Source organism: Streptomyces sp. NPDC036984 (genome assembly GCF_055607665.1).
The window spans coordinates 1-26772 of sequence record NZ_JBVJRL010000031.1 but is presented as its reverse complement, the minus strand read 5'-3'; the positions used below and the strand labels follow the sequence as shown (position 1 = coordinate 26772).

At 71.0% G+C, this 26772-nt stretch carries 25 protein-coding genes, 3 pseudogenes and 1 riboswitch; of the genes and pseudogenes, 12 read left to right on the top strand and 16 right to left on the bottom strand.

Going from position 1 to position 26772, the window contains the following annotated elements; genetic code table 11:
• The first annotated feature begins 321 nt into the window (after positions 1–321).
• The 4 genes from ACZ7DL_RS35540 to ACZ7DL_RS35525 all read left to right on the top strand — a co-directional run bounded on the left by ACZ7DL_RS35540 (position 322) and on the right by ACZ7DL_RS35525 (position 6028).
• Positions 322–1611, top strand: a complete 1290-nt coding sequence (locus ACZ7DL_RS35540; protein ID WP_470780690.1) for a PAS domain-containing protein — start codon at positions 322–324, stop codon at positions 1609–1611.
• A gap of 136 nt (positions 1612–1747) precedes the next feature.
• Positions 1748–3241, top strand: a complete 1494-nt coding sequence (locus tag ACZ7DL_RS35535; RefSeq protein WP_470780689.1) for a hypothetical protein — start codon at positions 1748–1750, stop codon at positions 3239–3241.
• Between the two features lie 100 nt (positions 3242–3341).
• Positions 3342–4646 carry an AAA family ATPase gene (locus ACZ7DL_RS35530; protein WP_470780687.1) on the top strand — a complete coding sequence of 435 codons (1305 nt, stop codon included), beginning with the start codon at positions 3342–3344 and terminating at the stop codon, positions 4644–4646.
• A 137-nt stretch (positions 4647–4783) separates the two neighbouring features.
• On the top strand, positions 4784–6028 hold the full coding sequence (locus ACZ7DL_RS35525) for a vWA domain-containing protein (RefSeq protein ID WP_470780793.1): 1245 nt from the start codon (positions 4784–4786) through the stop codon (positions 6026–6028).
• Positions 6029–6075: 47 nt separating this feature from the next.
• Here the strand turns inward: ACZ7DL_RS35525 and ACZ7DL_RS35520 are convergent, their stop codons facing one another.
• From ACZ7DL_RS35520 to ACZ7DL_RS35495, 6 genes are all read right to left on the bottom strand, one after another.
• Positions 6076–6645, bottom strand: coding sequence for a GNAT family N-acetyltransferase (locus tag ACZ7DL_RS35520; RefSeq protein ID WP_470780685.1), 570 nt, complete (start codon positions 6643–6645; stop codon positions 6076–6078).
• Positions 6646–6832: 187 nt separating this feature from the next.
• Positions 6833–7711 (bottom strand): MBL fold metallo-hydrolase, encoded by an 879-nt coding sequence (locus ACZ7DL_RS35515; protein WP_470780684.1) that lies wholly within the window; start codon positions 7709–7711, stop codon positions 6833–6835.
• A gap of 13 nt (positions 7712–7724) precedes the next feature.
• Positions 7725–7795: riboswitch (guanidine-III (ykkC-III) riboswitch) on the bottom strand.
• A gap of 189 nt (positions 7796–7984) precedes the next feature.
• Positions 7985–8524, bottom strand: coding sequence for a DUF2332 family protein (locus tag ACZ7DL_RS35510; protein ID WP_470780787.1), 540 nt, complete (start codon positions 8522–8524; stop codon positions 7985–7987).
• A 20-nt stretch (positions 8525–8544) separates the two neighbouring features.
• Positions 8545–9270: an SDR family NAD(P)-dependent oxidoreductase gene (locus ACZ7DL_RS35505; protein WP_470780682.1), complete on the bottom strand. Its 726-nt coding sequence runs from the start codon at positions 9268–9270 to the stop codon at positions 8545–8547.
• The gene (locus tag ACZ7DL_RS35500) at positions 9267–9401 is read right to left on the bottom strand and encodes a hypothetical protein (RefSeq protein WP_470780680.1); all 135 of its coding nucleotides are present in this window, start codon (positions 9399–9401) and stop codon (positions 9267–9269) included. Before ACZ7DL_RS35500 ends, ACZ7DL_RS35505 begins: the two co-directional genes overlap by 4 nt.
• A 73-nt stretch (positions 9402–9474) precedes the next feature.
• On the bottom strand, positions 9475–10362 hold the full coding sequence (locus tag ACZ7DL_RS35495; RefSeq protein ID WP_470780678.1) for a helix-turn-helix transcriptional regulator: 888 nt from the start codon (positions 10360–10362) through the stop codon (positions 9475–9477).
• Positions 10363–10638: 276 nt separating this feature from the next.
• Between ACZ7DL_RS35495 and ACZ7DL_RS35490 the strand changes: the two genes are divergently transcribed.
• Entirely contained in the window at positions 10639–11655 is a 1017-nt protein-coding gene (locus tag ACZ7DL_RS35490; RefSeq protein WP_470780676.1) for a zinc-dependent alcohol dehydrogenase family protein, read from the top strand.
• A gap of 594 nt (positions 11656–12249) precedes the next feature.
• On the opposite strand, the gene ACZ7DL_RS35485 is transcribed toward ACZ7DL_RS35490, so the two are convergent.
• Positions 12250–12525, bottom strand: coding sequence for an alpha-amylase (locus tag ACZ7DL_RS35485; RefSeq protein WP_470780674.1), 276 nt, complete (start codon positions 12523–12525; stop codon positions 12250–12252).
• Positions 12526–12994: 469 nt separating this feature from the next.
• On the opposite strand from ACZ7DL_RS35485, the gene ACZ7DL_RS35480 reads away from it, so the two are divergent.
• Positions 12995–13147 carry a hypothetical protein gene (locus tag ACZ7DL_RS35480; protein ID WP_470780672.1) on the top strand — a complete coding sequence of 51 codons (153 nt, stop codon included), beginning with the start codon at positions 12995–12997 and terminating at the stop codon, positions 13145–13147.
• A gap of 88 nt (positions 13148–13235) precedes the next feature.
• Here ACZ7DL_RS35480 and ACZ7DL_RS35475 read toward each other — a convergent pair whose 3' ends face one another.
• Positions 13236–14153, bottom strand: coding sequence for an aldo/keto reductase (locus ACZ7DL_RS35475; protein WP_470780671.1), 918 nt, complete (start codon positions 14151–14153; stop codon positions 13236–13238).
• A 73-nt stretch (positions 14154–14226) separates the two neighbouring features.
• Here ACZ7DL_RS35475 and ACZ7DL_RS35470 point away from each other — a divergent pair, with 73 nt between their 5' ends.
• On the top strand, positions 14227–15228 hold the full coding sequence (locus ACZ7DL_RS35470; RefSeq protein WP_470780669.1) for an ArsR/SmtB family transcription factor: 1002 nt from the start codon (positions 14227–14229) through the stop codon (positions 15226–15228).
• 193 nt (positions 15229–15421) lie between these two features.
• On the opposite strand, the gene ACZ7DL_RS35465 is transcribed toward ACZ7DL_RS35470, so the two are convergent.
• Entirely contained in the window at positions 15422–17521 is a 2100-nt protein-coding gene (locus ACZ7DL_RS35465; protein ID WP_470780667.1) for a HelD family protein, read from the bottom strand.
• Between the two features lie 458 nt (positions 17522–17979).
• Here ACZ7DL_RS35465 and ACZ7DL_RS35460 point away from each other — a divergent pair, with 458 nt between their 5' ends.
• Complete coding sequence (locus ACZ7DL_RS35460) at positions 17980–18405, top strand: DUF3592 domain-containing protein (RefSeq protein ID WP_470780665.1); 426 nt, start codon at positions 17980–17982, stop codon at positions 18403–18405.
• A 257-nt stretch (positions 18406–18662) separates the two neighbouring features.
• Entirely contained in the window at positions 18663–19871 is a 1209-nt protein-coding gene (locus ACZ7DL_RS35455) for an alpha/beta hydrolase family protein (RefSeq protein WP_470780664.1), read from the top strand.
• Here the strand turns inward: ACZ7DL_RS35455 and ACZ7DL_RS35450 are convergent.
• Both ACZ7DL_RS35450 and ACZ7DL_RS35445 read right to left on the bottom strand, forming a co-directional pair.
• Positions 19800–20450, bottom strand: coding sequence for a DUF4262 domain-containing protein (locus ACZ7DL_RS35450; RefSeq protein WP_470780663.1), 651 nt, complete (start codon positions 20448–20450; stop codon positions 19800–19802). The genes ACZ7DL_RS35455 and ACZ7DL_RS35450 overlap by 72 nt on opposite strands.
• Complete coding sequence (locus tag ACZ7DL_RS35445; RefSeq protein ID WP_470780662.1) at positions 20338–20661, bottom strand: hypothetical protein; 324 nt, start codon at positions 20659–20661, stop codon at positions 20338–20340. The genes ACZ7DL_RS35450 and ACZ7DL_RS35445 overlap by 113 nt, the downstream gene beginning before the upstream one ends.
• A gap of 176 nt (positions 20662–20837) precedes the next feature.
• Between ACZ7DL_RS35445 and ACZ7DL_RS35440 the strand changes: the two are divergent.
• A pseudogene (locus ACZ7DL_RS35440) lies at positions 20838–21575 on the top strand (hypothetical protein); the annotation flags it as partial.
• A 15-nt stretch (positions 21576–21590) separates the two neighbouring features.
• On the opposite strand, the gene ACZ7DL_RS35435 reads toward ACZ7DL_RS35440, so the two are convergent.
• The 4 genes and pseudogenes from ACZ7DL_RS35435 to ACZ7DL_RS35420 form a co-directional block, all read right to left on the bottom strand.
• Positions 21591–21965, bottom strand: coding sequence for a transposase (locus ACZ7DL_RS35435; protein WP_470780660.1), 375 nt, complete (start codon positions 21963–21965; stop codon positions 21591–21593).
• 44 nt (positions 21966–22009) lie between these two features.
• Positions 22010–22444 (bottom strand): ester cyclase, encoded by a 435-nt coding sequence (locus tag ACZ7DL_RS35430; protein ID WP_470780658.1) that lies wholly within the window; start codon positions 22442–22444, stop codon positions 22010–22012.
• 403 nt (positions 22445–22847) lie between these two features.
• A pseudogene (locus ACZ7DL_RS35425) lies at positions 22848–23476 on the bottom strand (IS5 family transposase); the annotation flags it as partial.
• Between the two features lie 23 nt (positions 23477–23499).
• Entirely contained in the window at positions 23500–24405 is a 906-nt protein-coding gene (locus ACZ7DL_RS35420; RefSeq protein ID WP_470780656.1) for a poly-gamma-glutamate hydrolase family protein, read from the bottom strand.
• A gap of 161 nt (positions 24406–24566) precedes the next feature.
• Between ACZ7DL_RS35420 and ACZ7DL_RS35415 the strand changes: the two genes are divergently transcribed.
• On the top strand, positions 24567–25136 hold the full coding sequence (locus tag ACZ7DL_RS35415) for a 3'-5' exonuclease (RefSeq protein WP_470780654.1): 570 nt from the start codon (positions 24567–24569) through the stop codon (positions 25134–25136).
• A gap of 64 nt (positions 25137–25200) precedes the next feature.
• Here ACZ7DL_RS35415 and ACZ7DL_RS35410 read toward each other — a convergent pair.
• Positions 25201–25971: pseudogene (locus tag ACZ7DL_RS35410) on the bottom strand (transposase).
• A gap of 93 nt (positions 25972–26064) precedes the next feature.
• Here ACZ7DL_RS35410 and ACZ7DL_RS35405 point away from each other — a divergent pair.
• Positions 26065–26616 (top strand): hypothetical protein, encoded by a 552-nt coding sequence (locus tag ACZ7DL_RS35405; RefSeq protein ID WP_470780653.1) that lies wholly within the window; start codon positions 26065–26067, stop codon positions 26614–26616.
• Positions 26617–26772: the final 156 nt, after the last annotated feature.

The following is a 26772-nucleotide window of genomic DNA, read 5'->3' as shown; positions in this document are numbered from 1 at the left end:
TCCCGACGCCCCGGGCGCGGACCGCGCCCGATCGGCTGCTTCGGCCGGCTCACGCGCTGCCGGTGCGAAGTCCCCCGTGTTGCCGCCTCTTTCCAGCGAACCAGCCTCAACTCGCGTAAGCGGCGCCGAAAGCGGCGAACCGTTCAGGCAAATGCCGTAGTGCCGCGACCGATTGGTGGCATGTGCAGATCAGGTGATGCGCTAGTGACCGACCGGTGCACACGGGGGTGGCACCCGGCGGCTGCGCATGGCTGATGCGCTACGGGATACGCATGAGGTGTCACTCAACGTGACATGGTGGACAATTGAAGGAGTTGGGCCGTGGACGAGGCCGATTTCAAGACGCTGCTCGCGCCCCTTCCGGTGTCCTGGTGGGAAGCCGACGGCGGGCTGAGAGTGCTCGACAGCGGAGGCGGCGCGTTCGCCGACGAGCGGACCGCCCGCCGCTTCCTGGAAGCCCTCTGCGCCGACCGCGGCGGCCCGTCGTCCGATGCGCCGGACGCGGGCCCGTACCAGGCGTGCTTCGAAGGCCGCACCTTCGACGTCAACTGGCCGGCCCGCCACACCAGCGCCGACCGGCACGGCAGCAGGGGAGTGGCGGTCGAGGTGAGCGGCCGGCCGGACGAGAACCCGTACGCCGCGTTCGCCGACCTCACCCCGGCCGCGGCATTCGTGCGCGACGCGACCGGCCACTACCTGTGGGCCAACCACGCGTACGCCCACCTGTACGGCACCACGCGCGACGCCGTGATCGGCCGCCACCTCGCCGATGTGGACGAACCCGGCGACGTCACCCGGTTCCTCGCCCTGGACCAGCAGGTCCTGACCGGTGACAGGCCCGTACGGCACACCCTCGGCTACCGGCGCCCCGACGGATCCTCCGGACGGGCGGCGGGGTACCGCTTCCCCGTCCGCTGGGCAGGGCACCGCTGCGTGGCCGGCATCTACGTCGACGTCACCGACTACACCCACGCCCTGGACCAACGGCGCCGCGCCGAGGAGGACTTGCGGGCCCTGCGCGACCACAGCGGCCTTCTCTGCGTCCGCCTGTCCGTGGACGGAGTGGTGGGGGAGGCCGGCACCGCCGTTGCGGAACTCCTGCACGTCCGCCTCTCCGAGCTCATCGGGCTGCCCGCCGACAGCCTCCTCGCGAGGACACCCGAACGCGGCGCCCTGCACCGGATCTGGGACGACCTCATAGACGGCCGACGCAGAAGCGCCCGTGCCGCCGCGGTACTGGTCGACGGGGACAACGGGCTGCGCCGTGTGCGTGTCCACCTGAGCGCGGTGCCCGGTGCTTCGGAACGCGTGTCCGGGGTATGGGCCGTCATGACGCAGGTCGGCTTACGCCACGAGGCGCAGCCGCCGCTCACGGCCACCCAGGTGCGCATCCTCGCCTTGCTGGCCGCCGGGCGCAGCAACGCGGACATCGCGGGAACCCTGCACCTCTCACGTCAGACCGTCGACTACCACCTGAGCCGCCTGCGCGACCTCCTGGGCGCCGCCACCCGCCCCGCCCTGGTCGCCCGCGCCTATGTGCTCGGCATCCTCTCCCCGCAGGCCTGGCCGCCCCGGTCCGCCACGGCGGCACATCCGCTGAGTCCGGTCTGAGCCGGCGGGCGCCATGCGCCGCGAGGGGCGAGGGAAAAGACTGAGGACAGCCCCTCGGGAGTGTGGTTATGATGCGCGGGATGAAGAACTTCTCCTCGTACGGATTGGGGGACTCGTTCGCGCAAGGTGAGTGCTGATGGCACATCACTTCACGAACGACTTCCCGTCCCGCCTGTTGATGTGGCAGCGCGTGCGCGAGTACGCCGTGCCACCGTCCATGATCGAGACCGCTACCGCACGGCGTGCGGTCGGTGACTGGTCGGGGGCCTGCGCCGCCGCCCGAGTCGACATCGATCTCGATCTGCGCGCCGTGCGCAACCGTCACGGCACCGAAGTCGCCACTCGCCTTCGAGCGGACCTGCGGCGGCTGGCGCCGGATCTGCTCCGCTGGCACATGCCCCGCACCGCGCCCGACGGCCGGCTCCGGCCCGGCCTCACCCTCTCCCTGGCCCGTTACGGCAGCTCGGGCGCCACGCCGCTGCTGCTGGTGGTGCGCACACCGCCGACCTGGGCCGATGCCGGTCAGCGGATGTCCCTGGCCCTGTGGGAGGGGTCCGGAACCGGCGCCCCCAGGCATCACCCGCACCCGCATCCCGACCGGCGCTTCCGGCTCGACCTGCACCGGCACCTCTGGGACTCCAGCCGAAGCGGCGAACTCGCGCGGCGATGCGGAGCGGACGGGACACCGCCGGCGGCACCGCCCGGCCGGCCCCCCGGAACCAGTGGTTCCGTCCCGCCGGACCTTCCGGATCTGCCCGCCGTCGACGATGCCTTGTGGGCGGTGGCCCGGTGGGCCGCCGAAGCGGAGTTGCTGTTGCGGGCCGAAGAGCGCCCCCGCGGGGCCTTCACCGTGCGGCTCGGTGCGCGCAGCCGCGCCGTCCTCACACTCGTCGCCCCCGACGACAGCCACGTTCCCACCCTCCGGCCGCTGCGAGACGTGCTGCCGCCGCAGCAGGTCGCGGCTCTTCCGGTGCTACCGGAGGCATCGGCTCGGGTCCTTCCGGATCTGGAGCTGCTGCGGGCCGGGCTCATCGCGGCCGACCGGCTGCATCCGCTCGTCGCCGCGGCACTGGCGCAGCCCGGCCCGGCGCCAGCGGCCGCGCCCGCCCCCGCGCCCGGCGATCCGCACCAGGTCGAATGCCGGGGCGAGGTCCACAGGATCGCGCTGCGGGACGGGGCGCTCACGGCTATCGATCACGATCCGTCCGAACTGCGGCGTGAGGAACTGCTGGTGGCGCTCGGCGGGCCGGCGCTGCCCTGCCTGCGGGCGATCGACTCGGTACACCGCGACCCGCAGGCCCTGCCCGCCGTCCGGGAGCGGCTCCGCCACGGTGACGTCGCCGGGGCGCTGGCCGTGGTGGAGGGGCTGCTCGGTCCCGGCGCCGTCCTGCCCGACGGGCCGCTCCGGCAGGAACTGGAGTCGGCCGCGGCCCGCCGTATCGACCACGGCCTCTTCCGCTCGGGGCTGGTCACCGTGCACCCCGCCGCCGGCGACGCGGGAGGCGGGAACGCCTCGGGTGCGGGACACGTGGACGCCGGCCATCGTCCCCGGCTCGATCGCCGTGTGCCTCATGCCATGCGCCACAAGCACAGCAGCCGGGCCCGGCCACGCACCGGCCTGATGCGCTGACCAGTCAATGCCCCTGCATTTCCCGCGCGTTCGACGCCGCGCACCCTAACGCCACACGGACGGGCCGTCCCGTCCCCTCATCCCACCCCAGGTGATACCCATGACCGCCAGCACCCTCCTGCACGCCCCGGCCCCGGCCCCGGCCGCCGCCCCGGCACCCATCCCCGTCCGCGCATCCGCAACCGGCGCCCAACTCGCCCTCGCCGACGACCTCCTGAACCTGCTGCGGACGACCACCACCGAGCCGCGCCCCGACGAGCAGCTCGAAGCGCTCACCCTGGCCGTCGCGGCCGACCTGCCCGTGCTGCTCTGGGGCGAACCGGGCATCGGCAAGACCGCGGCCCTGACCCAGCTCGCCACCTCCCTCGACCTGCCGCTGACGACCGTGATCGCCAGCGTCCACGAGCCGTCCGACTTCTCCGGACTGCCCATCGTCGGCGACGACCCGGCGGTGCAGGGGGTGCCGATGGCGCCGCCGCAGTGGGCCGTGGAGCTGGTGCGGGCCGGGAAGGGCCTGCTGTTCCTGGACGAACTCTCCACCGCCACACCGGCCGTCCAGGCCGCACTGCTCCGGGTCGTCCTGGAGCGGAAGGTCGGTGCGCTTCAACTACCGCCGGGCGTAAGGATCGTGGCCGCCGCCAATCCGCGCGCCTCGGCGGCCGACGGCTGGGAACTGAGCCCGCCGCTGGCCAACCGGTTCGTGCATCTGTACTGGGTGCACGACCGGGAAGTGGTGGTGCGCGGGCTGGGCGGGGTCTGGCCCCGGGCGGAACTGCCCCGGCTGGAGCCGGAACGACTGCCGGAGGCCGTGGCGTACGCCCGGCGCGCCATCTGCGGCTTCCTTCAGGCCCGGCCGACACTGATCCACCGGCTCCCGAGCACCGAGACGCGGCGCGGCGGTGCCTGGCCGTCGCCCCGCAGCTGGGAAGCCGCGCTGACCCTGCTCGCCTTCGGCACGGCGGCCTCCGTCTCCCGGGAAGTGCTCGCGCTGCTGGTACGGGGCGCGGTGGGGGACGGGCCGGGGCTCGAACTCCTCGCCCATCTGGACCGAATGGACCTGCCGGACCCGGAGTCCCTGCTGACCGATCCCCCCTCCGCCGAGCTGCCGGAACGCGGCGATCTGCGGCAGGCGGCGCTGGAGGCGGTGGTGGCTGCGGTCGGCGCACGACCGGAGCGGGAGCGGTGGGAGGCGGCCTGGAAGGTGCTGGCCCGCGCACTGGAGACCGGTGCCCCGGACCTGCTGGTCGCCCCGGCGACCACGCTGGCCGCGCTGCGGCGCGACGACTGGGAGGTGCCGGAGACGGTGGAGCGGCTGGCCGCGGTGGTCGGCCTCGCCCGCCGGGCGGACCAGTCGGTGGGCCGGGCCACGGCAGTCGCCGGGCGCGCGACGGGGACGCGCCGATGAAGGGGGCCGCGAAGCGCCCGGTCCCGCTGCCGCACCCGATGGCCCGGCCCGCGCCGCCACGCCCGGTACGGGCCACCGTGCCGACGCCGCCGGCCGGCTCCGGCGGCCCGTACGACCGGCCCGGACTCCCTTTGGACATGGAGAAGTTGCTGGCCGCCCGGCTGCACGCGGTGAAGGTCCGCCCCTACCTGGCCGCCGCCCTCTTCGCGTTGCACGTCGTGGAGGACCGCTCGGTGCCGACGATGGCGGTGGACGCGCACTGGCGCTGCTACGTCTCGCCCGGTTTCGTGGCGCGCACCCCGGTGGAAGAGCTGGCGGGTGTCTGGGTGCACGAGGTCTCCCACCTGCTCCGAGACCACCACGAACGCAGCGAGCGGTATGCGCGGGAGCAGGAGGAGCACGGGCCGGGCGAGCGAGGCGAGACGGGGGGCTCGCGGGCCGAAGGCTGGGAAAGGCTGCGGCGCAACATCGCCGCCGACTTCGAGATCAACGACGACATCTACGGTGACGGTCTGCCCCGGCCTGCCGGAGCGGTGCGCCCGTCGCTGCTGCGGTTGCCTGACGGCCTGTTGATGGAGGAGTACCTGCGGACGGCTTCGATGTCCGGGCTCGCCGCCGACCTGGCCTGGCTGGACTGCGGCAGCGGTGCCGACGGGCAGGCCCGGCCGTGGGAGCTGGGGCCCGACGGGGCCCACGGGTTGAGCAGACAGCAGCGGGACGCAGTCCGCTTCCGGGTCGCCGAGGGCGTCAAAGGCCGGCCGGGCGATGCACCGGAGGGATGGCGCCGATGGGCGGACGAGGTCTTCCATCCGCCGCAGCCGTGGCGACAGTTGCTGGGGGCGGCGGTCCGCTCGGCGGCGGGCGCGCCGGGGGTGGGCGAGAACCACAGCTACCGGCGCCCCTCCCGGCGCTCGGCCGGCATCCCCGGAGTGCTGCTGCCGAGCCTGCGCCGTACGCCGCCCCACGTCTGCGTGGTGATCGACACCTCCGGGTCGGTGAGCGACGCCGAGCTGGGCAGCGCGCTGCTGGAGGTGGCGGCGATCTCGCGGGCGGTGGGCGGGCGGCGCGACCTCGTCTCGGTGATCTCCTGCGACGCGGCGGCCGGGGTCGCCGTCCCGCTCTGCCGGGCCGAGAACATCGAACTGCTCGGCGGCGGGGGAACGGACCTGCGCTCCGGCTTCACCCGGGCGCTCCGCTTCCGACCGCGCCCGGACGTGATCGTCGCCCTCACCGACGGCCAGACGCCGTGGCCCTCCGCGCAGCCGCCCTGCCGCACCGTCGTCGGACTCTTCCCCCGCCCCTCCCGCGCCGTGGACGAGGACAATCCGGACTACGTCCCCGACGCCCCACCGCCCTGGGCACGTGTCGTCACCATCGGCTGAGAGAGCACGGCGACCGGGCAGCCGACCCATGGCCGGCACGCCCTGGGTCAGCTCTCCCACTCGCGTGCGAGTATCGCGTAGACGTACTCACTGCCCCAGCGATCACCGTCGAGGTCGTTGTCGACCAGATGCGCTTCGCGCCGCATTCCGAGACGCTCGCACACGCGCACCGAGGCGGTGTTGAGAACATCGAGCCGGGCGAAGACCCGGTGGACGCCCAACTGGCCGAAGGCCAGCGAAGCGAGGGCGCGCGCCGCTTCGGTGGCGTAGCCCTGTCCGGCGTACCGCGGGTCGAAGACCCAGCCGATCTCGGCCTGTCGGGCGCGCGCGCTCGCGAGAGTGAGGACCACTTCGCCGATGGCGACGCGGGGATCCTCCGCACGGCACACGGCCAGCAGGAGTGCGTCGTCGTCCGCTTCCCAAGGCGTCCCGCCCGTCCGCGCGGCGATGGACTCGGCGCAGCCCTCGCGCGTGAGCGGCGGCCGGTAGAGGAAGCGGGCGACCTCGGGAAGGGCCTGGTACGCGTACCGGTCCTCGACGTCGTCCGGAGTGAAGAGCCGCAGGACCAACCGTTCGGTGGCAACTGGTGCCTGGGCGCAATGTGAGACAGCGGTCATCGGACCTCCCCGTGTGCTGCCAGTCAGTCACCCGGCCAGCGTAATCGTCCCCCCAAGGAGCTGGAGATCGCGTGGGCCGACTACTCCTGTGAGCGAACGGCACGGCTGCATGAGGCCGTGGCCGAAGCGCGTCGCCGAGTCTCCAAAGGGCCCGAAGGCCCCGACTCGGCACGCCGCATGGGAGTCGTCAGGTGTGTGGCCAGAGGATGAAGAGGGGATAGGCGCGTCGGCTGGGCCGGTCACCGATTTCCTTGATCGCCGCCTGGATCCGGCGCAGGTGACCGGTCGTCATCTCCAGGGGCGGCTCGTCGGGCTGGTACGTGGTGCGGATCGGGTAGTCCACCCCTGGCTGCCTGGTCATCTCGATGTGGCAGCCGAGCACATGGGTGACCGGTCGGCGGTCGGAGAAGGCGATCAGGCGGTCGATCGTCCGGGCGAAGGCATGCCAGTCCTGGATGTAGAGCCGGCCGGGATAGACCGTGTCACCGGTGAGCAGGAAGCCGGTCCAGGGATCGTAGAAGGTGACGGATGCCTCGTGGTGGCCCGGGGTGGCCAGGCACTCCAGCACGCGGCCGCCCAGGTCGACCCGCGCCACGGCGTCAGGGTCCGCGCCGAAGCCCAGATACTTCCAGGCGGTGGGCAGGTCGGCGCCGACCACTGTGGTGTCGGGGCGGTCGGTGAACTGCCGGTCTCCCGCGATGTGGTCACCGTGCGGGTGGGTGTGGAGCACCAGCAGGTGGTATTCGTCCCGGGGGTGGCGGGCGAGCCAGCCGGCGATGAGTTCGTCGACCACCCGGCGCAGGGGGAAGAACCGGGCGGATGCGGTGGCGCCGGTGTCGATCAGCACCGCCCGGGCGTTTCCGAACAGCAGGAACATGAACGGCGCCTCGTAGTCGACCGCCTTGTTCTGCCGCAGGATGAACGTGTGCTCGTCGTACGGATGAACCTGGATGTCCGGATCGGTGTTGTGCTTGGCCGACGGCGAGCCGTGAATCCACCGGACGCCCAGCGGACGAGGCCGGGGAGTCACGCTCGTGAAATCGATCAGGTGCGCCCCTGCGTCCATGACGTCTCCTTCGAGTGCGTCGTCTTGGCGGGCCGGGTACGGCGCACATCTCGTCCGGGGCAGGCACCTACGAGCTGCCACGGCGAACGTAGCACGACCGGACAACAGGCCGGTCGGCATGATCCCAGCCGTGACGCCTGAGCGGGGCGATGCCTGCCGCGCCTGCGAAGAGGCCGCTGCGCATCGCTCGGCGCCGGCCATGGGAGGGCTGCGACGGGGGCGCGGTCGCGAAGTGGCGTCACCGGTTCGCCGCAGCTTCAGCCCTGACCGGTACTAGGAGTCTGCCGGCCACGCCGGCAAGCGGCCCTGCGACCAGCAGCGGCCGAGGGCCTCGGCGCGCAGAGCCGAGCGGTCGAACACCGCCAGACCGATGATGCTGCGGCCGGAGGCGCGGCGGTCACCAAGCGTCGGTATCGTCGGCGCGACTCCGACCCCCTCCGCCGACACCCACGCCACCGCACGGCCGGCCGCCGCTTCGTCGAGGCGGTGCAGGAAGCGCAGGCGGCTTTCGAGCGGGAGGCGCGACAGCGCCCAGGTCGTGGTGACGACAGGCAGGGCGTCCGCGGGCACACGGTCGAAGGCATCGGGCAGCATCTCGACGGCGTCACCCTGCAGCAGCAGCGGAGCGGCCTTCGCCGCCAACGCCATCTCCGCTTCGAGCCTCGTGACCCGCTCCGCTTGATCCGGCCACACGCAGGCGCGCAACCATCGGGCGTTTTCCGCGTCGGTCACATCGACCGGATCGAGATCGACGCCGACCCGGGCGACGACCTCGGGCATCACCCGTGTCGGGACGGGCCGGTCTCCCACGATCGAAGCCGCAACGGATTCAGTCAGAACGCGGTGCCCGTCTCCTCCGCCAGCGTGTGCAGAAGGCGGTCCTGGAACGCCTCGTCGTGGACTGCGGGGTGCGGTTGCTGCCGCCGGCGGTGGTACCAGTAGCCGTCGGTCGTCAGGGCCTCCGGTTCGTCGCTGGAGGCGAGCCACTCCTGCGTCTCATGGCCGAGTTCGAGATCGTCCGGTGCGTGGGGGCCGCCCATCCTGGTCGGCACCCAGCCCGGATCCACGGCGTTGCTCAGCACCCCGGGCCGCAGGCGCGCCACCGCGGCCGCGAGCGTCGTGACGTACAGCTTGCTGTCGGAGTACGACCCCGCGCTCTTCCCCCGCCAGTCGACCCCGGCCGGCGAGGGACGCCCGCCGAAGTGCGAGCCGCTGCTCAGGTACACCAGCCGGCGCGGCCCGCGCAGCAGGGCTGTGAGCAGGTACGGCGCGATGACGTTGACCGGCATGACCGCCGGGCCGCTCCACACGCCGGCGTTGTGGATGATCGCATCGAGTGGCTCGGTCTCGTTGAGCTCGGCGGCGACGCGCCGTACGGCCTCACGTTGAGTGAAGTCGCCCACGACGATGTCGGCCCCGCGCTCGACCAGCGCACCGAGGTCCGCCGCGCGCTCCTGGTTCCGGGCGTGTACGACGACCTCGTGCCCCGCGGACAACAGTGAGTCCGCCGCGGCACGTCCGAGGCCGTCCGCGGAACCGGTCACCAGGATCCGGCTCAAGAGAACACCGCCTCTCGGACGCGCGAGGCCCCGGCGGGCACCGCGGAGCCGAGCGTTGCCCGGACCATGGCCGTGTCCTCGCACTCGTCGACGCGGCCGTCGCCGGCACGGCGCACGACAGCTTCCCGCATGAGGTGTCTCCTTCCGTTTAGGCCGCAGTAACCGCACTGACCGCAGCGTCCGCGGGCCAGCGGTTGAAGAGCTTCAGCCGGTGGAATGTCGCGAAGCCGAACCGGCCTCCTCGGTGGCGGCCCAGGAGGCGAGCAGACGCAGCCCCTCTTCGGAGGGCGAGCCGGGTTCAGCGGTGTAGACGGTCAGGGTGAGGCCGGGTTCCGCGGCCATCTCCAGGCCCTCGAAGGCGAGGGTGAGGTCGCCGACGGCCGAGTGGTGGAACCGTTTGATGCCCGTGCCGTGGAGGCGGACGTTGTGGGAGCCCCAGAGGGTGCGGAACTCCGCACTGCGGGTGGACAGCTCGCCGACGAGATCGTGCAGGTCCTTGTCGTGGGGGTTGCGGCCCGCCTCCGTGCGCAGAATGCCCACCGCCATGTCGGCGAAGAGCTCCCAATCGGGATAGAAGCGACGGGATGCGGGGTCGAGGAAGTTGAAGCGGGCAAGGTTCGCCTGGTTGTGGGGGCCGGCGTAGAGGTCGGTGTAGAAGGCGCGGGCGAGCTGGTTGGCGGCGAGGATGTCCATGCGGCCGTTGCGCACGAAGGCGGGTCCGGCGGTGATCGCGTCCAGGGTCCACTGGAGGCTGCGGTGCGGGGTCCACTGCCGGGTGGTACGCCGCCGGGGACGAGCGAGGGCGTCGGAGCCGTCGGCGGTCTGGGCCAGATGGAGGAGGTGCGCGCGTTCGGCGTCGTCCAGCTGGAGGGCGCGGGCGACGGCCTCGAGGACGGCCGGAGAGACGCCGCCGAGGTTCCCTCGCTCCAGTTTCGCGTAATACTCGACGCTCACGTCGGCCAGGGCCGCGACCTCGCTCCGGCGCAGGCCGGGGACGCGCCGCCTGTTCCCGGAGGTCAGGCCGGCCTGCTCCGGGGTGATCTTTGCTCGCCGCGAGGTGAGGAACTCGCGGACCTCGTCACGGTTGTCCACACCTCGACCGTACGGCCTGCCCGCCACGGGAGGGATGTACTGGCAGTACACCTCTCGCCGGTAACTCGCTGCCCGCGCGGAAACCCGGTTACCTGGAAGGCGTGGCACTTCTCCGCTGGGGCGCGACGGCGCCCCACGCCGGGAGTGCCCGTCCGGGACGCGCGCCAGGACAGCGGCGCCTCCCTCACGCGCCCGGTACGCAATCACCCATGGGCACAGGCGGCCCCCGGGGGCCGCACCAGCAGCCCGCCCCTTGAGCACGTAAGGACTTCCCTCATGCGCGGAGCAGTGATCCACGCCCCCGGCGATGTGCGCTTCGAGACCCTCGACGACCCGAAGATCCTCCAGCCGACCGACGCGATCATCCGCACGGCCGTCACCTGTGTGTGCGGCTCCGACCTGTGGCCCTACCGGGGCCTGGATGCGACCGACGAGGCTCACCCGATGGGCCATGAGTACGTCGGCTTCGTGGAGGAGGTCGGCAGCGAGGTCACCGCGGTCAAGCCGGGCCAGTTCGTCGTCGGTTCCTTCGCCACCTCGGACAACACCTGCGCCAATTGCCGCAACGGCTGGCAGTCCAACTGCCTGAACCGCGAGTTCATGAGCACCTGCCAGGCCGAGTACGTCCGCATCCCCAACGCCCAGGGCACCCTGGTCGCCACCGACGAGCACCCGGCCGAGGGGTTTCTGCCCAGCCTGCTCGCCGTCTCCGACGTGATGGGCACCGGCTGGTACGCCGCGCTGGCCGCCGAGGTCACCCCCGGCTCCACCGCCGTGGTGGTCGGCGACGGAGCGGTCGGCCTGTGCGCGGTGATCGCCGCCAAGGAACTGGGCGCGGAACGGATCATCGCGATGAGCCGCCACGAGAGCCGCCGGAAGCTCGCCCTGGAGTTCGGCGCCACCGAGATCGTCACCGAGCGTGGCGAGGAGGGCATCGCGCGGATCAAGGACCTCACCGACGGTATCGGCGCCGACGCGGTCCTGGAATGCGTGGGCACCGCCCAGGCCATGCAGCAGGCCCTGCACTCGGCCCGGCCCGGCGGCAACGTCGGCTTCGTCGGCGTCCCCCACGACGTGGCGATCGACGGTCAGGAGCTGTTCTTCTCCCACGTCGGCCTGCGCGGCGGCCCCGCCCCCGTGCGCCGCTACCTGCCCGACCTGATCGACCGCGTCCTGTCGGGCCGGATCAACCCGGGCAAGGTCTTCGACCTCACCCTGCCGCTGGAGCAGGTCGCCGAAGGTTACAAGGCCATGGACGAGCGCCGCGCCGTCAAAGCACTCCTCAAGCCCTGACCCCACACCGCATCCGCGGGGCCGGGCGCTCGCGTGCGCGGGAGGCCGCGTCGACGGGGGAGAGGCACGACCTCCTGCGACCCCGGTGACCCCTTGCCGGCCCGGCAGACCGTGGGCCGCCGGCGCACCGGGCGCGGACCACCGTCGGCACGACGTCGTCCACTGGCTGACCCCCGTCACCGACGAGGAGTACGCCGCCGCCCCGGCCGTCGATCCGGCGCAGCGTGCCCTCGGGGGTTGATACCGGCGAGCTCACTCGGTCCCTTCAAGCAACTGCGCACGAGGTTCCGCCCGGTGGGTGCTCCGTTCTCCCGCGATGCCGTCGTGGCCCACTACGTCCGCCCGATGGGACCGACCTGCATCACCGTCGACGCCTTGACCGGCCCCCAGGTCACTCTTGTTCCAACGTCTGGGCCACCACCATGTTCGACTGCATCCCGGCCGACGAATGGCGGACGTGCCGACCCGACCGGGCTTCCCCAGCAGAAGAGCGTGCTCGCTGTCGCTCACGACCTGAGCCACCGGCGGATTGACGCGGCCGCAACGGTCCAGGCGAAGACGAAGGCTCTTCAGTCCGACCCTGCCGTCGCGTTGTCAGGACACCTCGCAGACGGCCAGGTGGTCGGCGTGACCGTGTTGACCGAAGTACCCCTCCCCGACCGTGCGGGAAGCACCCGGCGGCAGCGTGTAGCACAGCCCGGTGGCACCGTCCTGGTAGACGACCATCACCCCGACCGTGTCGGCACAGTTGCTGGCGGCGTCGGTGTACCGCCAGCTTTGGTACATGGCGACGCAGGCGGCGGCCGGCTCAGGATTCCCGGACTCCGCAAAGGCCGGCTCCGCAAGGGCGAAGGGAAGGATCAAAGACATGGCGGAACCCGCCGTCCGTACGGACCATTTCATCCAACTCTGCACGGATTAAACTCCCTGACTTTCGAACAGAAGATGTACTGACGGCCAGAAGAGCCAACATGAAGGGCCCCTCACTCCTTCAGGAGTCGAAGGAATCAGAGGGCATGGCCAGGCGCAACAGGCCTGCGCCTGCCTTCGGACAGAGCGGTGGTTGCATGGTGTGGGCGGCCGGTGCCCTGTGGCGAGGCGGCACGAGCCCGGTCTGCGGCCCAAGTGACGCTTCAACCATTTCAACGCCACCGGGCCGTGCTCGCTCCGTTCCTCCAGGTAGCGCGCCCCGGCGCCGGCCAAGACTCCCGGACGTCTGCAAGCCGCGTGGCGCCGCGACGGTCCGCCCTCGGCCAAAAGAGGCTGGACCGCCGATCACCGGGTAGTCGAACCTCGCGGGGCCCGACGACAGCAGGGCACCCCCGGCGAAAGGAGTGTCATGTCAGGAGTTCTCCAACGACTCAAGCAGTTCGCGAGGAGTCCGCAGGGTCAGCGCACGATCGAACAAGTACGCCGTACGGCGGCCGATCCACGCCGCCGAGCCCAGGCCCAGCGACTCTTCGGCAAGCTGCGCGCCCGCCGTTCGGCGTAGGGGACGCTCCGCCCTGCGGTGCCGCTCGCCGAGCGTCGACTTCACCGGGTGACGCCACAAGGCGCCGACGAATGCGTCCGGTATGTCCCTACACCTCTCCACGATGTTCGGCGTCCAGCGCGGCCAGTTCGTCCGCCGACAGCCGTATGGTCCCGGCGGCCATGTTCTCGGCCAGGTGGTGCGGGTCGCCCGTGCCGGGGATGGCCAGGACGTGCGGGCCCTGGTGCAGGGTCCAGGCGATCCTGATCTGCACCGGGCCGACGCCGTGTGCCCGGGCGACGGCACGTACCGCCGCGCTGTCCTGTCCGACGGCGCCCGCCGTCCCTCCGGCACCGGCGACCGCGTAGAACGGCACGTAGGCGATGCCCAGTTCGCCGCAGGTCCGCAGGAACTCGTCCTGGTCGGGGCGCACGCCGATGCCGTACGGGTTCTGGACGCATACCACGGGGGCGATGTGCAGTGCCTCCGCCAGGTGGGCAGGGGTGACGTTGGACAGGCCCAGGTGGCGGACGAGTCCGGCGGCGCGCAGGTCGGCCAGGGCTGCGAAACGCTCGGCGATCGAGTCGGTGCCGACGATCCTCAGGTTGACCACGTCCAAGTGGTCGCGGCCCAGCTGGCGCAGGTTCTCCTCCACCTGGCCGCGCAGTTGCGCGGGAGTGGCGTGGGGCAGCCACCGGCCCGAGGGGTCCCGCCCCGGACCGACCTTGGTGGCGATGACGAGATCATCCGGGTACGGGGACAGGGCGCTGTTGATGAGTTCGTTGGCGCAGCGCAGGGGCGAGAAGTAGAAGGCCGCGGTGTCGATGTGGTTCACGCCGAGGTCGACCGCGCGACGCAGGACGCGGATCGCCCGGGCGCGGTCGCTGGATACGGCGTCGGGGATGAGCGCCTCGCCCTGCTGCGTCAGGCGCATCGCACCGAAGCCGAGGCGGCCCACCTCGCGGTCGCCGAGGCGCCAGGTGCCCGCGTTCGTGTCGGCGGGCGCTGTGATCGTGTGTTCGGTCATACCGGGAAGGATCCGGGGGGACATAGGATCACTGCCATTGATTCGGACATGTGTGAATCCTCGGGGGCCGTTCATGGAGGACGAACTCGCCTTCTCAGCCGCTGACCTGGCGCAGCTGCGGTTCGCCGTCTCCCCGATGTGGGAGGTCGGCACCAGTTTCAAGCTGGTGCGCTCCGGCCACGAGGGGCATCCGGTTCACGGCCGGTGGCTCGCCCAGGTACGCCCCCGCTGGACGGCCGCCGGGCTCGACCGTGGCCGGCTGGCGGAACTCGTCCCGCCTTCGGGTTACGTCCCGGACTTCCTCAATCCGGCCCCGGCCGGACCGGCTCCCGGTCTTGCGGCGGAACTCGCCGCCGTGCGCGCCACCCCCGCCGGACGCGTACGCGCCGAGCTCGACCGTCTGGCACGCGAACAGGGGTGGCTCGGCCCCCATGCGCGTGCCCTGTACGCCGATCCGGCCAGTCGCCTGGCGCGGCTGGCCGAGGAGATAGAGACCTACTGGGAGCTCGCACTGGGCCCCTACTGGGCGCGGATCCGTGCCACCCTGGACGCCGATGTCGGCCACCGGGCCCGGCAGGCCGCCGAGCACGGCGCGGCCTACCTTCTGAACGATCTGCACGCCTCCGCGACCTGGGCCGGCAGCGCACTGCGGCTGCGGCGACGGGGGCGGCGCGGGCTGAGCCGTGCCGCGGCGGGAACGGGGCTGGTGCTGGTGCCCTCAGTCTTCTCCGGCTTCTCCGTGCCCGGCCTGCTGACCCGGGTGTCGCCTCCGGACCCGCCGCAGCTCGCCTATCCGGCGCGCGGCACCGGGGCGTTGTGGGAGGCACGGAACGCGACGGGGCCCGCCGCACTCGCCGCCGTACTCGGCCGGTCCCGGACCCGGCTACTGGCCGAGCTGGACGCGCCTGCCTCCACCACCGAACTGGCCCGGCGTACCCGGCTGTCCGCAGCCGGGGTGTCCCAGTCCCTCACCGCCCTGCGTGACGCCGGCTTGGTCAGCGCCCACCGGGCCGGCCGTTCAGTGCTCTACGCCCGGACCCAGGTCGCTGACGACTTGCTGACGGCGTCCGGCTAGAACCTGGCGGGGCGATCATGGGCGGTCCCTCGACCGCGAGGCCTCAAGCAACGCAACACGGTCGAGCGCTGTCACCGCCACAAACAGCCCTGGGTCCCCCTTGACTCCGTTCACGAGATCCGTTCCGGCTCGACCTCTGTGGTCCGTGCACGCCGAGTGACTGCCACCCGTGCCCTGTCCTCCCGGCCCATCCTCATCTCGTGATCTTCGCGGCAGGTGGGACGGTGATGGTGCACAGTCGCTTGGTGGCCCGGGTGAAGGCGACGTACAGGTCGCGCTCGCCCCCAGGGCGGGCGGCGGTGATGCCGGCCGGGTCGACCACGACGGCGGCGTCGAACTCCAAGCCGCGCGCCTGTGAGACCGGCACCAGTCGGGCATGCTGCTCGATCCCCGCAGCCGCGAGCTGCGCCGTCCTGCCATCGGCGCAGATCACCCCGATCAACTCGCCCGGGTACGCGGCGCCCTGCTCTCGCAGCTCCCGCACGAGGGCGGTGACGAGCGATTCGGGTTCCGCGGCGAGGGTTCGCGGCACCTCGCCGCGCCGGATCGACCGGATCGCCGGCCGGCCCGGGGCGATCCGGGCGAGCAAGTCCTCTGTGGCGGCGAGGATCTCCTGCGTGGTCCGGTAGCTGACGGTCAGGGTGCGCAGGTCGAAGCGCCGACCGAGGTGCGGGCCGAGTGCCTCCTTCCAGTCCCGGGCCACCGTCGCCGGGCCTGCCTGGGCGAAATCTCCGACCAGTGTCATCGACCTGCCCGGACAACGGCGCACGATCATGCGCCACTGCATGACGGTGAGCTCTTGTGCCTCGTCGACGACGACATGCCCGAAGGTGTGCTCAGGCGGGCCGTCGACCAGGCTCGCCGCCTCGTCGAGAAGCGGCACATCGGCGTCCGTCCAGGGGGCACCGGGTGCTCGCCGCAGCAGGGCCCGCTGGTCGTCGGTGAACTGCTGCAGGTACGCGGCCAGCGCGTCGCCGTCCGTCAGCAGGTCGTGGACCACATCACCGGGCGTGAGCCGCGGCCACAGGTCCTCGACGGCCCTGTCGAGCAAGGCATCGTCCAGGAGTTCGGCGCGCATGGCGTCGGCGTCGAATTCGTCGGCCCCTGTGGCGGGTGCGTCGTCAACACCGAGGCGGCGCAGGTCCGCTGCCACGACCCGGTCGAGGTCCAGGCCGGTCAGTTGCGCGACCTGAGCGTCGATACGTTCAAGCGCCTCGGCGCCACTGCGGGCGAGCTCACGGACGAGGGCGTCGACCAGCAGCTCCTTGAACAGCCGACGCGCACGGTTGTGCGCGAGACCACTGGTCTGTGCCGACTCCCGCGCTTGTGCGACATCCCTGTCCGGCAGACGAATCCACTCCTGCCCGATCCGGACGTCGAAGTCGCCGCCCGGTGCCTGCCGTGAGCGGACCACAGCGGCCAGCGCGTCGGCCAGTGCGTCACTCCCCTTCAGGCGCGCCACCTCGAAGGGGTCCGTGGCGCCGGGTACGACGCCGGCCAGTTCCTCGCACGTCGCCAAGACGACGTCGTTCTCCCCGAGCGAGGGCAGGACCTGGCAGATGTAGTCGAGGAACCGCGCGTTCGGTCCCAGTACGAGCACGCCGTGCTCGGCTGCCTTCGGGAACGCGTACAGCACATACGCGGCGCGGTGCAGCGCCACCACCGTCTTTCCGGTGCCCGGACCACCCTGCACCACCGTCACCCCGCGATGCGGCGACCGCACGATCGCGTCCTGCTCGGCCTGGAGCGTCGCAACCGCCGCGCCCATCCGCCCCGTGCGGCTTTCCTGGAGCGCGGCCGTCAACGGACCGTCGCCGACCACGTCCTGTCCGGTGGGTGCGGAACCGTCAAGCAGTTCATCGCTCACCCCCACCACCGTGCGGCCCGCCAGGCGCAGATGGCGGCGGCGCCGCAGCCCCATGGGATGCACCGGCGTCGCCTCATAGAAGGGCCGCGCGGCCTCGGCCCGCCAATCCAGCAGCACCGGCAGCTCGTCCGAATCCCTTTGCAGCCCCAGCCGCCCGATCCGCAGGACGGTCCCGTCCGCCAGGTCGATCCGGCCGAAGACCAACCCGTCCTCGGCACCCTCCAGCCGACGAACCTCCCGCGCCAGCCGCCCGGCCGTCACCTCCCTCTCGTACAGCTCGCCCGCGCCGTCGGACCGCGACGCGAGCACGCACGCCAGTTGCTCCCGCGCCCCGGCCAGCCGCTCGTCGAACAGCTCGCCTATGACGGAAACCTGAACTCGCTCAAGCTCCACCTCACGCGCGGCAACTTCGTTGATCTGGGACAAGGAAAGGCCCTCTCGGCTCCACCCGCCAACATTTCGAGGCGCCACTATGCAGACCGATTTCGGAAAAGTAAATGTTGACCAAACCAGCTGGAATGTGTCCTCCGATGCACCACCACGCCCGCCCGCAGTACCGGCACCCGCTTCCGCTTCCTCGCGCCGGGCCGTCGCCTGCGGCGGGAGAAGCCCACACCTCGCCGCCTGCTGCCACGCGAGTTCAAGGAGCGGATCGCTGTCCGGCTCGCGGGCCGCTCAAGGAGTGCTGGCAGCCCATCAGACGGCTGACTACGGGGTCAGGCGGCCTACGGGGTCAGGCGGCCGGCAGAAGGGCGAGGGCGGGGGCGGGGGGCCTCGACGATGATCTGACGGACGCCGTGTGGCCGTCGAGAAGTGCCCCGTCGGAGGACCGCCACGGCCGCTTGACGCGCAACCGACACCCCGGCGCACGCGTCGCATGACACATGGAACGCGAATGGCTCTTCTCTCTCATCCCTCTGACGATCGGTGTGGTCTTCCTGGCTTTCGGTGTGTACGGTCTCCGCCGCGCCGCCGCGCTCCGCCGTGAGGGCGTCAATGCCGAGGCGCGGATCGTCCGCCACGAGGTCAGCCGGAGCGACGAGGGCGCCACGTTCTACCACCCGGTCGCGGCCTGGACGGCCCAAGACGGAAGCGCGTGCGAGTACTCGTCCAGGTTCGGCCGCGGAGTCGTTGGTAACCGCTTCCGAGTCGGGACGCGCGTCACCGTCCGATACGACCCCAAAGCCCCACACCGGTTTGCGATCGAGGGCTGGGACATGAAGGCGGTCGATGTGCTGTTCACGGTGCTGGGGTCCGTGTTCACGGCAGGCACGGTGACGGTCGTACTCGTCCGGCTGCTCACCCTCTGACACAGCGCCGCGATCGCCGTAGGGCGGCAATGCTGCCTGCCGGTGAGCACTGACCGCCGTCAGCCTGCGGATCTAAACCAGTGGACTGATGGAGCGCTGGATTGCATCCGGTGGGTGGATGTGGCTCGGCTGCGGCGAATGACAGCGTTGCAGCCATGCGTACGAATTCTGCCGTATCACGCCGACGTTCGACCGCGGGTACAGCTGACGGTCAGGTGATTGAGCCCTGTTCGGTTCAGAGGTCCCAGGGAGGGTGCGTGGTGACCACACCGTTCACCGGTCGAGATGCTTTGACGCGCCGTCGCCTGCTGGGAGCCGCGCTGGCGGCCGGCGCGGCCGTACCGCTCGGTCTCGTCGGGGCGGCCCGGGTGGCGGCCTCGGGCGCGCCCGCCCCGGCGCAGCTCACGCTGCCGGAGCCTACCGGGCCGTACCCGGTGGGCACGGTGGCGCTGCACCTCGTCGACACTGCCCGCCCGGACCCCGTGATCGGTCCGGGGCGGCATCGGGAGCTGATGGCGAGCATCTGGTACCCCGCCCGGGACGTCCGGCGGTACCCGCTCGCGCCGTGGATGTCCGCCGGTGCGCTGCGGGGGCTGCTTGCATCCGCGGGGTTCCCCGTGGACGCCGTCCAGGTGCCGCTCACCTCCGGCCACCAGAGTGCCCCGGCGCGACGGAGCGGCCGGGAGCTGCCCGTCGTCGTCTTCTCGCACGGCGCGCACAGCCACCGAGCCGACCACACCGTCATGGTGCAGGAACTCGCCGGCCACGGCTACGTGGTGGTGACGGTGGACCACACCTACGACGCTTTCACCGAGTTCCCCGACGGTCGGGTCCTCGCCCCCCTCACAGACCCGCAGCACGCGATGGGACCGGCGGACTTCGCCGCCGACATCCGCTTCGTCCTCGACTGCGTCGAGGACCTGGCCGCCGGGCGGAATCCCGATGCCGACGGCCGGCCCCTGCCGACGGGCCTGACCGGCGCGATCGACCCGCGGCGGATCGGCATGTTCGGCTGGTCGAAGGGTGGGACGGCGACCGCTCTCGTCATGCTCGGCGACCCGCGTGTCCGGGCTGGGCTGAGCCTCGACGGTCCGATGCTGCCGACCATCACCGGCGACCTGGACCGGCCGTTCATGATGATGACGGCCGAATTCACGCGGGCCCAGGAGCCCAGCGTCGCCGAGTTCTGGACGCGCCTGCACGGATGGCGGCTCAACATCCAGGCCGAGGGCGCTGTCCATTCGTCCTACGGCGACAACCAGGTGCTGTTCCCGCAGCTGGCGGCGGCGGTGGGCATGAGCGATGAGGAACTGCGCGGCTGGATCGGCACCCTCGCCCCGGCTCGGGCGGTACGTATCCAGCAGTCGTACCCGCTCGCGTTCTTCGACCTGCACCTACGGCACCGGCGAGGCCACCTGCTCGACGGCCCGTCCCGGGCGTTCCCGGAGGTGACGTTCCTGCCCTGATACGAGACCGCGCTGGTTGCAATCAGCGGGTGCCTGGTTGCAACCAGCGGGCGTGGGGCGGGGCTTCCGGGCGTGGAGCAGATCGAGGTGGGTGAGTTCGGCACCCTGCCCGTGCTCCCCATCCAGCAGTGCGGGCAGAGCCCCACGGCCCCTTCGTGCAAGCTCCGAGTGGCCGGCGTCCCGGCGACACCGAAGCGTGGGTGCCCTGATCGCAGGACTCAGCTCGCTCCCCACGGACCGGGGGGTGCCCGGCTTGGGGATCCACAGCAGCGGCTGGTTGTCTCGGCAGTAGTCGGCAGCCCCGTCCTCCCAGGGGAACCGGCCTCCCCTGTCGGGCCAGAAGAGCTGGGCCACGGGCAGGGGCGAGACCTGGTAGAAGTCCAGCCCCGCGCCGAAGAAGTCCTTGCACCAGCTCTCGTGCAAGGCGGGATAACCGCGGCCATTCGGCCTGACGTGTTTGGCCGTGTCAGCTGGACTCGGGCTGGTCGGGGGAGGGGTGGCCGACGGTGTCCGTGTAGAAGCGGCCCTGCTCGCCCAGGTCGTCGATCTCAAGGTTCTCTTCCTCGCTGAGTTGCTCATCGAGGGCGACACTGATGACGCTTCGGGCGTGGGCCAGTCGCCGCGCGACGTCCCAGTCGAAGACAAATTTGCCGACGGTGTACTCGTCGGCGGCTCCGCATCCCACCCGGGATCCGAGTCGGTCGAGGGAAACCACGAACTCGTTCAGGTCCAGCAGGATCGCGACGGCCTCGTCGAGGGGTATGCGGATCTCTCGGGAGGACAAGTCCATCGGCCGGTTCGACTCCAGAGCTGGTACCGGGCCAGATCGTGGTCTTGCTGGCCGGGGTCGGTGCGGGAACGGGAGCGGCTACTGATGAACATCGGGGTGTGAAGACAGAAGATCAGGCAGCGGCTGCACGTCAGAGCATAGATGCCGCCCGGGGGCAGGACGTGTTCGAGGTCCTGATGGACCGTATCGCCGGGCGGTTCGCCCGGGCGGAACCACGGCGCCGGGCGAGGGCGCCGGTGCTCGGGCCGATGTCGGACCTGCCGCGCAAGAACTGCTGGACGCTCGCCGAGCACGCATGCCACGCATCCCCGGACGGCCCGGAGCACCTGTTGTCGAGGGCCAGGCGGGACGCCGAAGCGGTCCGTGACGACATCCGCGACTTCGCTCCTGAAGCGCCGACACCGATCGCTGCCGTGCGGCTGGGATTCCTGACACCGTTGGCTTCGCCACGAAACCTGCGCTCGCCGCCCGCATGATCGGCCGTGCAGCTGGACGCCGGCGTGCCCGCGGCCTGGGTGGCCGGTGACGAGGTCTACCGCGCTGGAGGGGCGTGAGGTCGGCTCTGTCCTCGCCGTCGCCTGCGACCACCAGATCGCCACCCGCGGGGAAAGTTCCGCGCCGACAGCCTGGTCGAGAAGCTACCGAACCGGGCCTGGCAGGAGCTCTCCGCCGGTGCCGGAGCCAAGGGGCACCGCTTCTGTGATTGGGCCCTGGCCGAGGCCACCGCCGACGAACATTCCCAAGAACAAGCTCCGGACGGCCTGATCTCGCTGACGTGCAACGAGATCCGGCACCTGTTCAGCACGCTCGTCGCCCAGACCGTCCACACAGTCACGCACAGACTCCGCCGGTCCGAGTGGCGACGACGCCATCACGTCCGGGCACGGGCCTGCCACTACCGACTGCGGGTCGCTCAGTGGCCACAGAGATCATCGGGACCGTCCGAGCGCGTGGTCGGCGGCCTCGCCGGCCGGAGCCCCTTTTGCCGGGCTCCTGCCGCGTGCTGGTGAGCGCGGACGATCGTGGAATCGCCGGCGACGACCCAGTCGAGGTCGCCCTCGGCCCGGGCGAGCAGGGCGCTCACGATTCCGTCGGCGGCACACGTCCGCCGCCGGTTGTGGGCCCCTTGTCCACGAGCCGAAACGCTCGGGCAGGTCCGTCCACGGCGTCCCGGTGCGGTACTTGAACGCGATCGCGTTCGCGTCGATCACCTGCCGGTGATCCCGCCGGCGACCGCCCCGCTTCGGCGTCGGGTCCGGCGACAACGGCTCGATCCGCGCCCACTGCTCGTCCGTCGACGACACACATCGACCAACGATGAGATGCCGCAGGAAACGGCCTGGCCCGGCTACTTCGATGCCTCACCGAGCGGCGGGATGACACCCAGCTGCTGAAGGAAGCCGAGAGAGTCCTTGTCCGACCACTTCTCGGCCAGCTTGCCGTTCTCGATGCGGTGAATCACCGTCCCGGTCGTCGTGAGCTGCCTGCCGGTGGCAGGGACGCCTGGGAGGTCCTTCTCGTGCACTCCCCGGGCGATCAGGCGGGTCACGACTTTGTCTCCCTCCGCGATTTGATCCACGACCTCGTGGGTTCCGGGTGTGGCTTCCCAGAACAGCCGGAACACCTGCTTGAGTCCCTCACGACCGGGCCCGAACCCGGGAAACGGTGGCGGCGAGTGGTCCCGATAGTCCTCGGCCACCAGCTCGTCCATGGCATCCAGGTTGCCCGCGTCGATCTCCTGGTAGAAGCGGCGGACCAGGCTCTTGTTCTCCTCGATGGACATAGGGGCCTTCCTGCCTCACTCGTTGCGTCGTCGGAGCGGCATGTACGGCCCGAAGCGTCACCCGTCGCCTCCCTCGATCAAACGCTCGGCACGCCAGGCCACCGCAGAGGTTCACCCGGAAGCAGCCGTGCGAGTGGCGCAGCGCAGCGTCGGCGGGGCGAACGCCGCGAGACCTACAGCAGCCCGGCCGACGCGCCGGTGGCCAGAGCTGTGCCGGGATGCCTGCCTGGGCCGGCGAAACGCCCACGCACGGAACCCCGACGTGGCCGCCGCGCGGCGCAAGGAACGCGCCCCGCATCCGCAGCGAGAAGGGCATCCGCCGGGGCGGACGTTCCCTCGCCACCGCGGCTTGAAGAACCCGGCGAATCTGATCCGGTCACGGAACTGGGGGTTTTCCTGTGGATCACCTCGCCGGCCAGGTGAAGATGGCGGCGAGGTGGAGTCCGGCGAGACGGATGGTCGAGGTCTTGTCGTATCGGGTGGCGGGCCGCGCCATTGCTTGAACTTGTTGATGCAGCATTCAACGGTGTTGTGCTGTCGGTGGGCGGTCTTATCGAACGCCGGCGGCCTGCCGCCCCTGGCCCCGCGGCGCTTGCGGTCGGTCGTCTGATCCGCGGGTTGCGGGATCACTGCTCGGATCCCGCGCCGCCGCAGATGGCTACGGATCGCTCGGGACGAGTACGCGTTGTCCGGCAGCACGGCTTGGGTGTCGCGCCTGGCCCGCCGACCGTGCGAGGAACCCGGATGCGGGCCATGACCTGCGGGAACACTGGCGCGTCACAGCCCTGGCCGGGGTGATGACGAAGGCTGGTGGCCTGCGCCGGCCGTCGGCGGAGAGGTGGACCCTCGTGGCCAGCCCGCCGCGGGACCGTCCGAGCGCGTGGTCGGCGGGCTCGCCGGCCGGAGCCCCTTTTGACGGGCTCCGGTCGCGTGCTGACGAGCGCGGACGATCGTGGAATCGACGGCGACGACCCAGTTGAGGTCGCCCTCGGCGTCGGCCCGGGCGAGCAGGGCAGTCAGGATTCGTTCCCATCAGATGATCCGCAGGAATCGGCTTAGAGGGAGTCGAGGCCGAGCTCGTGGTTCTTGATCGCCTCGCGGACGGCGCTCACGAAGCCGGTCCAGAAGTGGTCGGCGTACGGGCTGTTGGCGCTCGGTACGCCGGCCGTCGTCCTGCGCTTGGCCGCGCCGGAGAAGTCACCGAACATCGCCGTGCGCAGCGCCGTGGACAGCTCCAGCTGGGCGCCGGCGCCGGTGCGGGTGCGATTGACGATGTTGGCCGGGTCGTCGCCGTTGATGGGGTCGGTGGCGCCCGCGAAGACCACGGTCACGTTCCAGTCGGCGTTGGCCGCGGGGGAGGTCAGGCCGTACTTCGTGAAGGCCGCCAGCAGGTTGCGCTTGAGCCGCTCGTCCCGGCCGCCGATGATGATCTTCTTCACGGCCGTGTCCTCGAACCCGTGCAGGGCGACGGCGTACAGGTTGCCGGCGCAGACGGCGAGGGCGGCCGGGTCGTCGCAGTGGGTGGAGGTGATGTGCTGCGCGGCGGAGTTGGCCAGGGCCTCGAACATCCAGTAGTCCCGCTGCGGTTCACCCGGCACCGCCGCGCTCGCCGGGTCGGTGTTGGCGTCGAAGGGCGTGTAACCGGCGACGGCCATGCACAGCTCGCTCGTACCCGCTTCTATCCCACCGCCGTGCGGCGCGATCACCGCCGTGCTGCTGACGGGGTTGCTCGTGCTGCGGGCATTGTCCGTGACCTGCACCGGCGCGCCGATACGGAACCGACGCATCCAGTCGGTGCCCTCCTTGGCGGCGGTACGGGTGTACATCTCGGTGTTGGACCCGTACTGGTCGGCCGCGGCGGCCGGCGTGGCGCCGCTGCCTATCACGGCATTGAGGGTGGGCAGGCCGGCGGCGACGGCGGCGACGGAGGCGAGGACGGTGCGTCTGCTGGTGTTGTCCATGGGCCGATCCTGCATCACGGCCCGACGGCCCCCTCCGGCGGCCCCTCTGGACATGACAACCCCCGTGCGGGGTGCGGGACTGCTCGGGCCGGAGCGCGCGAAACCAAGGGGGCCCGCAAAAAAGGATGCCCCGGATCGGCGGGGCTTCCTACTCTGCCGGCATGGACAGCAGACCCGCACTCCTGAACGTGATCGACGTCGAGGCCACCTGCTGGGAGGGACAGCCCCCGCCGGGGGAGGTGACCGAGATCGTCGAGATCGGGCTCACCGTCGTCGACCTGGCGGCGGGCCGTCGTGTGTCCCGGCATCGCATTCTGGTGCGGCCGGCACGCTCGCGGGTCAGCGACTTCTGCACCGCACTGACCGGTCTGACGCGGGCTGAGGTGGCAGGCGGGGTCTCGTTCGCCGAGGCGTGCCGGATCCTCGTCGAGGAGTACGACGCACGGGGGCGCCCCTGGGCCAGCTGGGGCGACTACGACCGGCGACAGTTCGAGCGGCAGTGCCGGGCCGCCGCGGTGCCGTACCCGTTCGGGCGCCCGGCGGAGGCGGGGCACACCAACGCCAAGGCCGTGTTCACCGAGGCGTACGGGCTCCGCAAGCGCCCCGGCATGGACGGCGCACTGCGTATCGCCGGTCTGCCGCTGGAGGGCCGGCACCACAGTGGCGAGGACGACGCGTGGAACATCGCGGCCCTCGTTCTCGATCTCGTAGAGCGCGGGGCGTGGGGCTAAGGGCTGTCCCGCAAAGATCTTGAAGTCGCCTCGGGCATGGTGGGCCGCTGTGCGGCCCGCTTACCTATCCGGTGAGAGCGAGGTTGTGCATCCTGGCGATGCCGAGCATGGCGTGGTGGACGCCGTCGCCTTTGAGGCGGCAGTCGCGGAGGATATTCCAGGTCTTCATACGAGCGAAGACATGCTCGACACGGGCTCGGACCTGCTTGTGGGACTTGTTGTGCTGCTCTTTCCAGTCCGGAAGTTCACTCTGGCCATGCTTGCGACGATGCGGGATGACCAGTCCGGTGCCCGGGTAGCCGCCGTCGGCGATCGTGACCGTGCTACCGACGGCATCCTTGGCGCCTGCCTCTTCCCATGCCTTGCAGTCGTTGCGGTTCCCGGCGAGCGGTCGGCCAACCACGACGACCGGGCGGGTGTCGGCGTCGATGACGACCTGATGGTTGGTGGAGTACCGGTAGTTCTTCGACCGCTCGGCGATCGTGTGGTCGCGGGTGGGCACCAGGGTGCCGTCCACGATGAGCACGGTGTCCTTGGCGAACCGCTTGCGGGGCTGGAGTGCAAGCAGGGGGCCGAGGTGGTTGATGACTCGGCCGGCCGTCGACTTCGAGACGCCGAACAGCGGAGCGAGCTGCCGCAACGTCAGATTGGTTCACCAGTAGGCCGTGACCAGCAACACCCGGTCCTCCAGCGGCAGGCTCCACGGCCGGCCTCGGTGGACCACATCTGCTCCATCGCGCCGCAGCGTGGTCAGCAGTTTGCCGAAGCAGCGGGGGCTCAGCCCCGCGAACGGGGTTATCCAGGACGGCTCCGATGCCGTGATCACACTCGCCACATCGTGATCATCACTCAGACCGGCCCAATGCCGAGACGATGCCACAGTTACGCTGATCGGGGCAGTCCACAATGCGCAAGACCGGGGGAAATCGTGAACCGACCACTGTTGTTCCTCGACGTGGACGGGCCGCTCAACCCTTACGCGGCCAAGCCGGAGAGGCGTCCCCACGGCTACATCACACTCAGAGTCCCCCGGAACGACGCCCATGAGGACGACAGGGGCCTCTCGTCCCGACGACGTCCCCTACGGGTCTGGCTCAACCCAGAGCACGGACGAATCCTGCTCCAGCTCGGCTTCGAGCTGTGCTGGGCCACCACATGGATGGACGACGCCAACCGGTGGATCGCACCGGTGCTCGGCCTTCCGGAACTTCCCTTCGTCGACTTCGGCGACGTCCTACTCCAGGAACGCCCTGAGGGAGTCCACTGGAAGACCGGACCGCTGGTGAACTACGCCAATGGACGTCCTTTCGCCTGGGTGGACGACGAGCAGAGCGAGCTGGATCAGACCTACGTGACCGCCCACCATCAAGGTCCCGGGCTCCTCCACCACGTCAACCCGCGGATCGGCCTACGGGAGAACGACTTCCGCGCACTCGCCGAGTACGCCCGGTCCCTGAACACCTCACCAACCACCGGCTGAGCACCTCACCAGCTCTTCAGGTTTGCTCCGTACTCGGAGCCAAGATGTTTGCGGGACAGCCCTTAGCCTCGGCCTTTCACGAGGGTCTTGTCCGGTCCTTGATCAAACAAGTGGAGAGTACTGCTGACCTGCAACGATGGGACTCGCCTAAGGTCC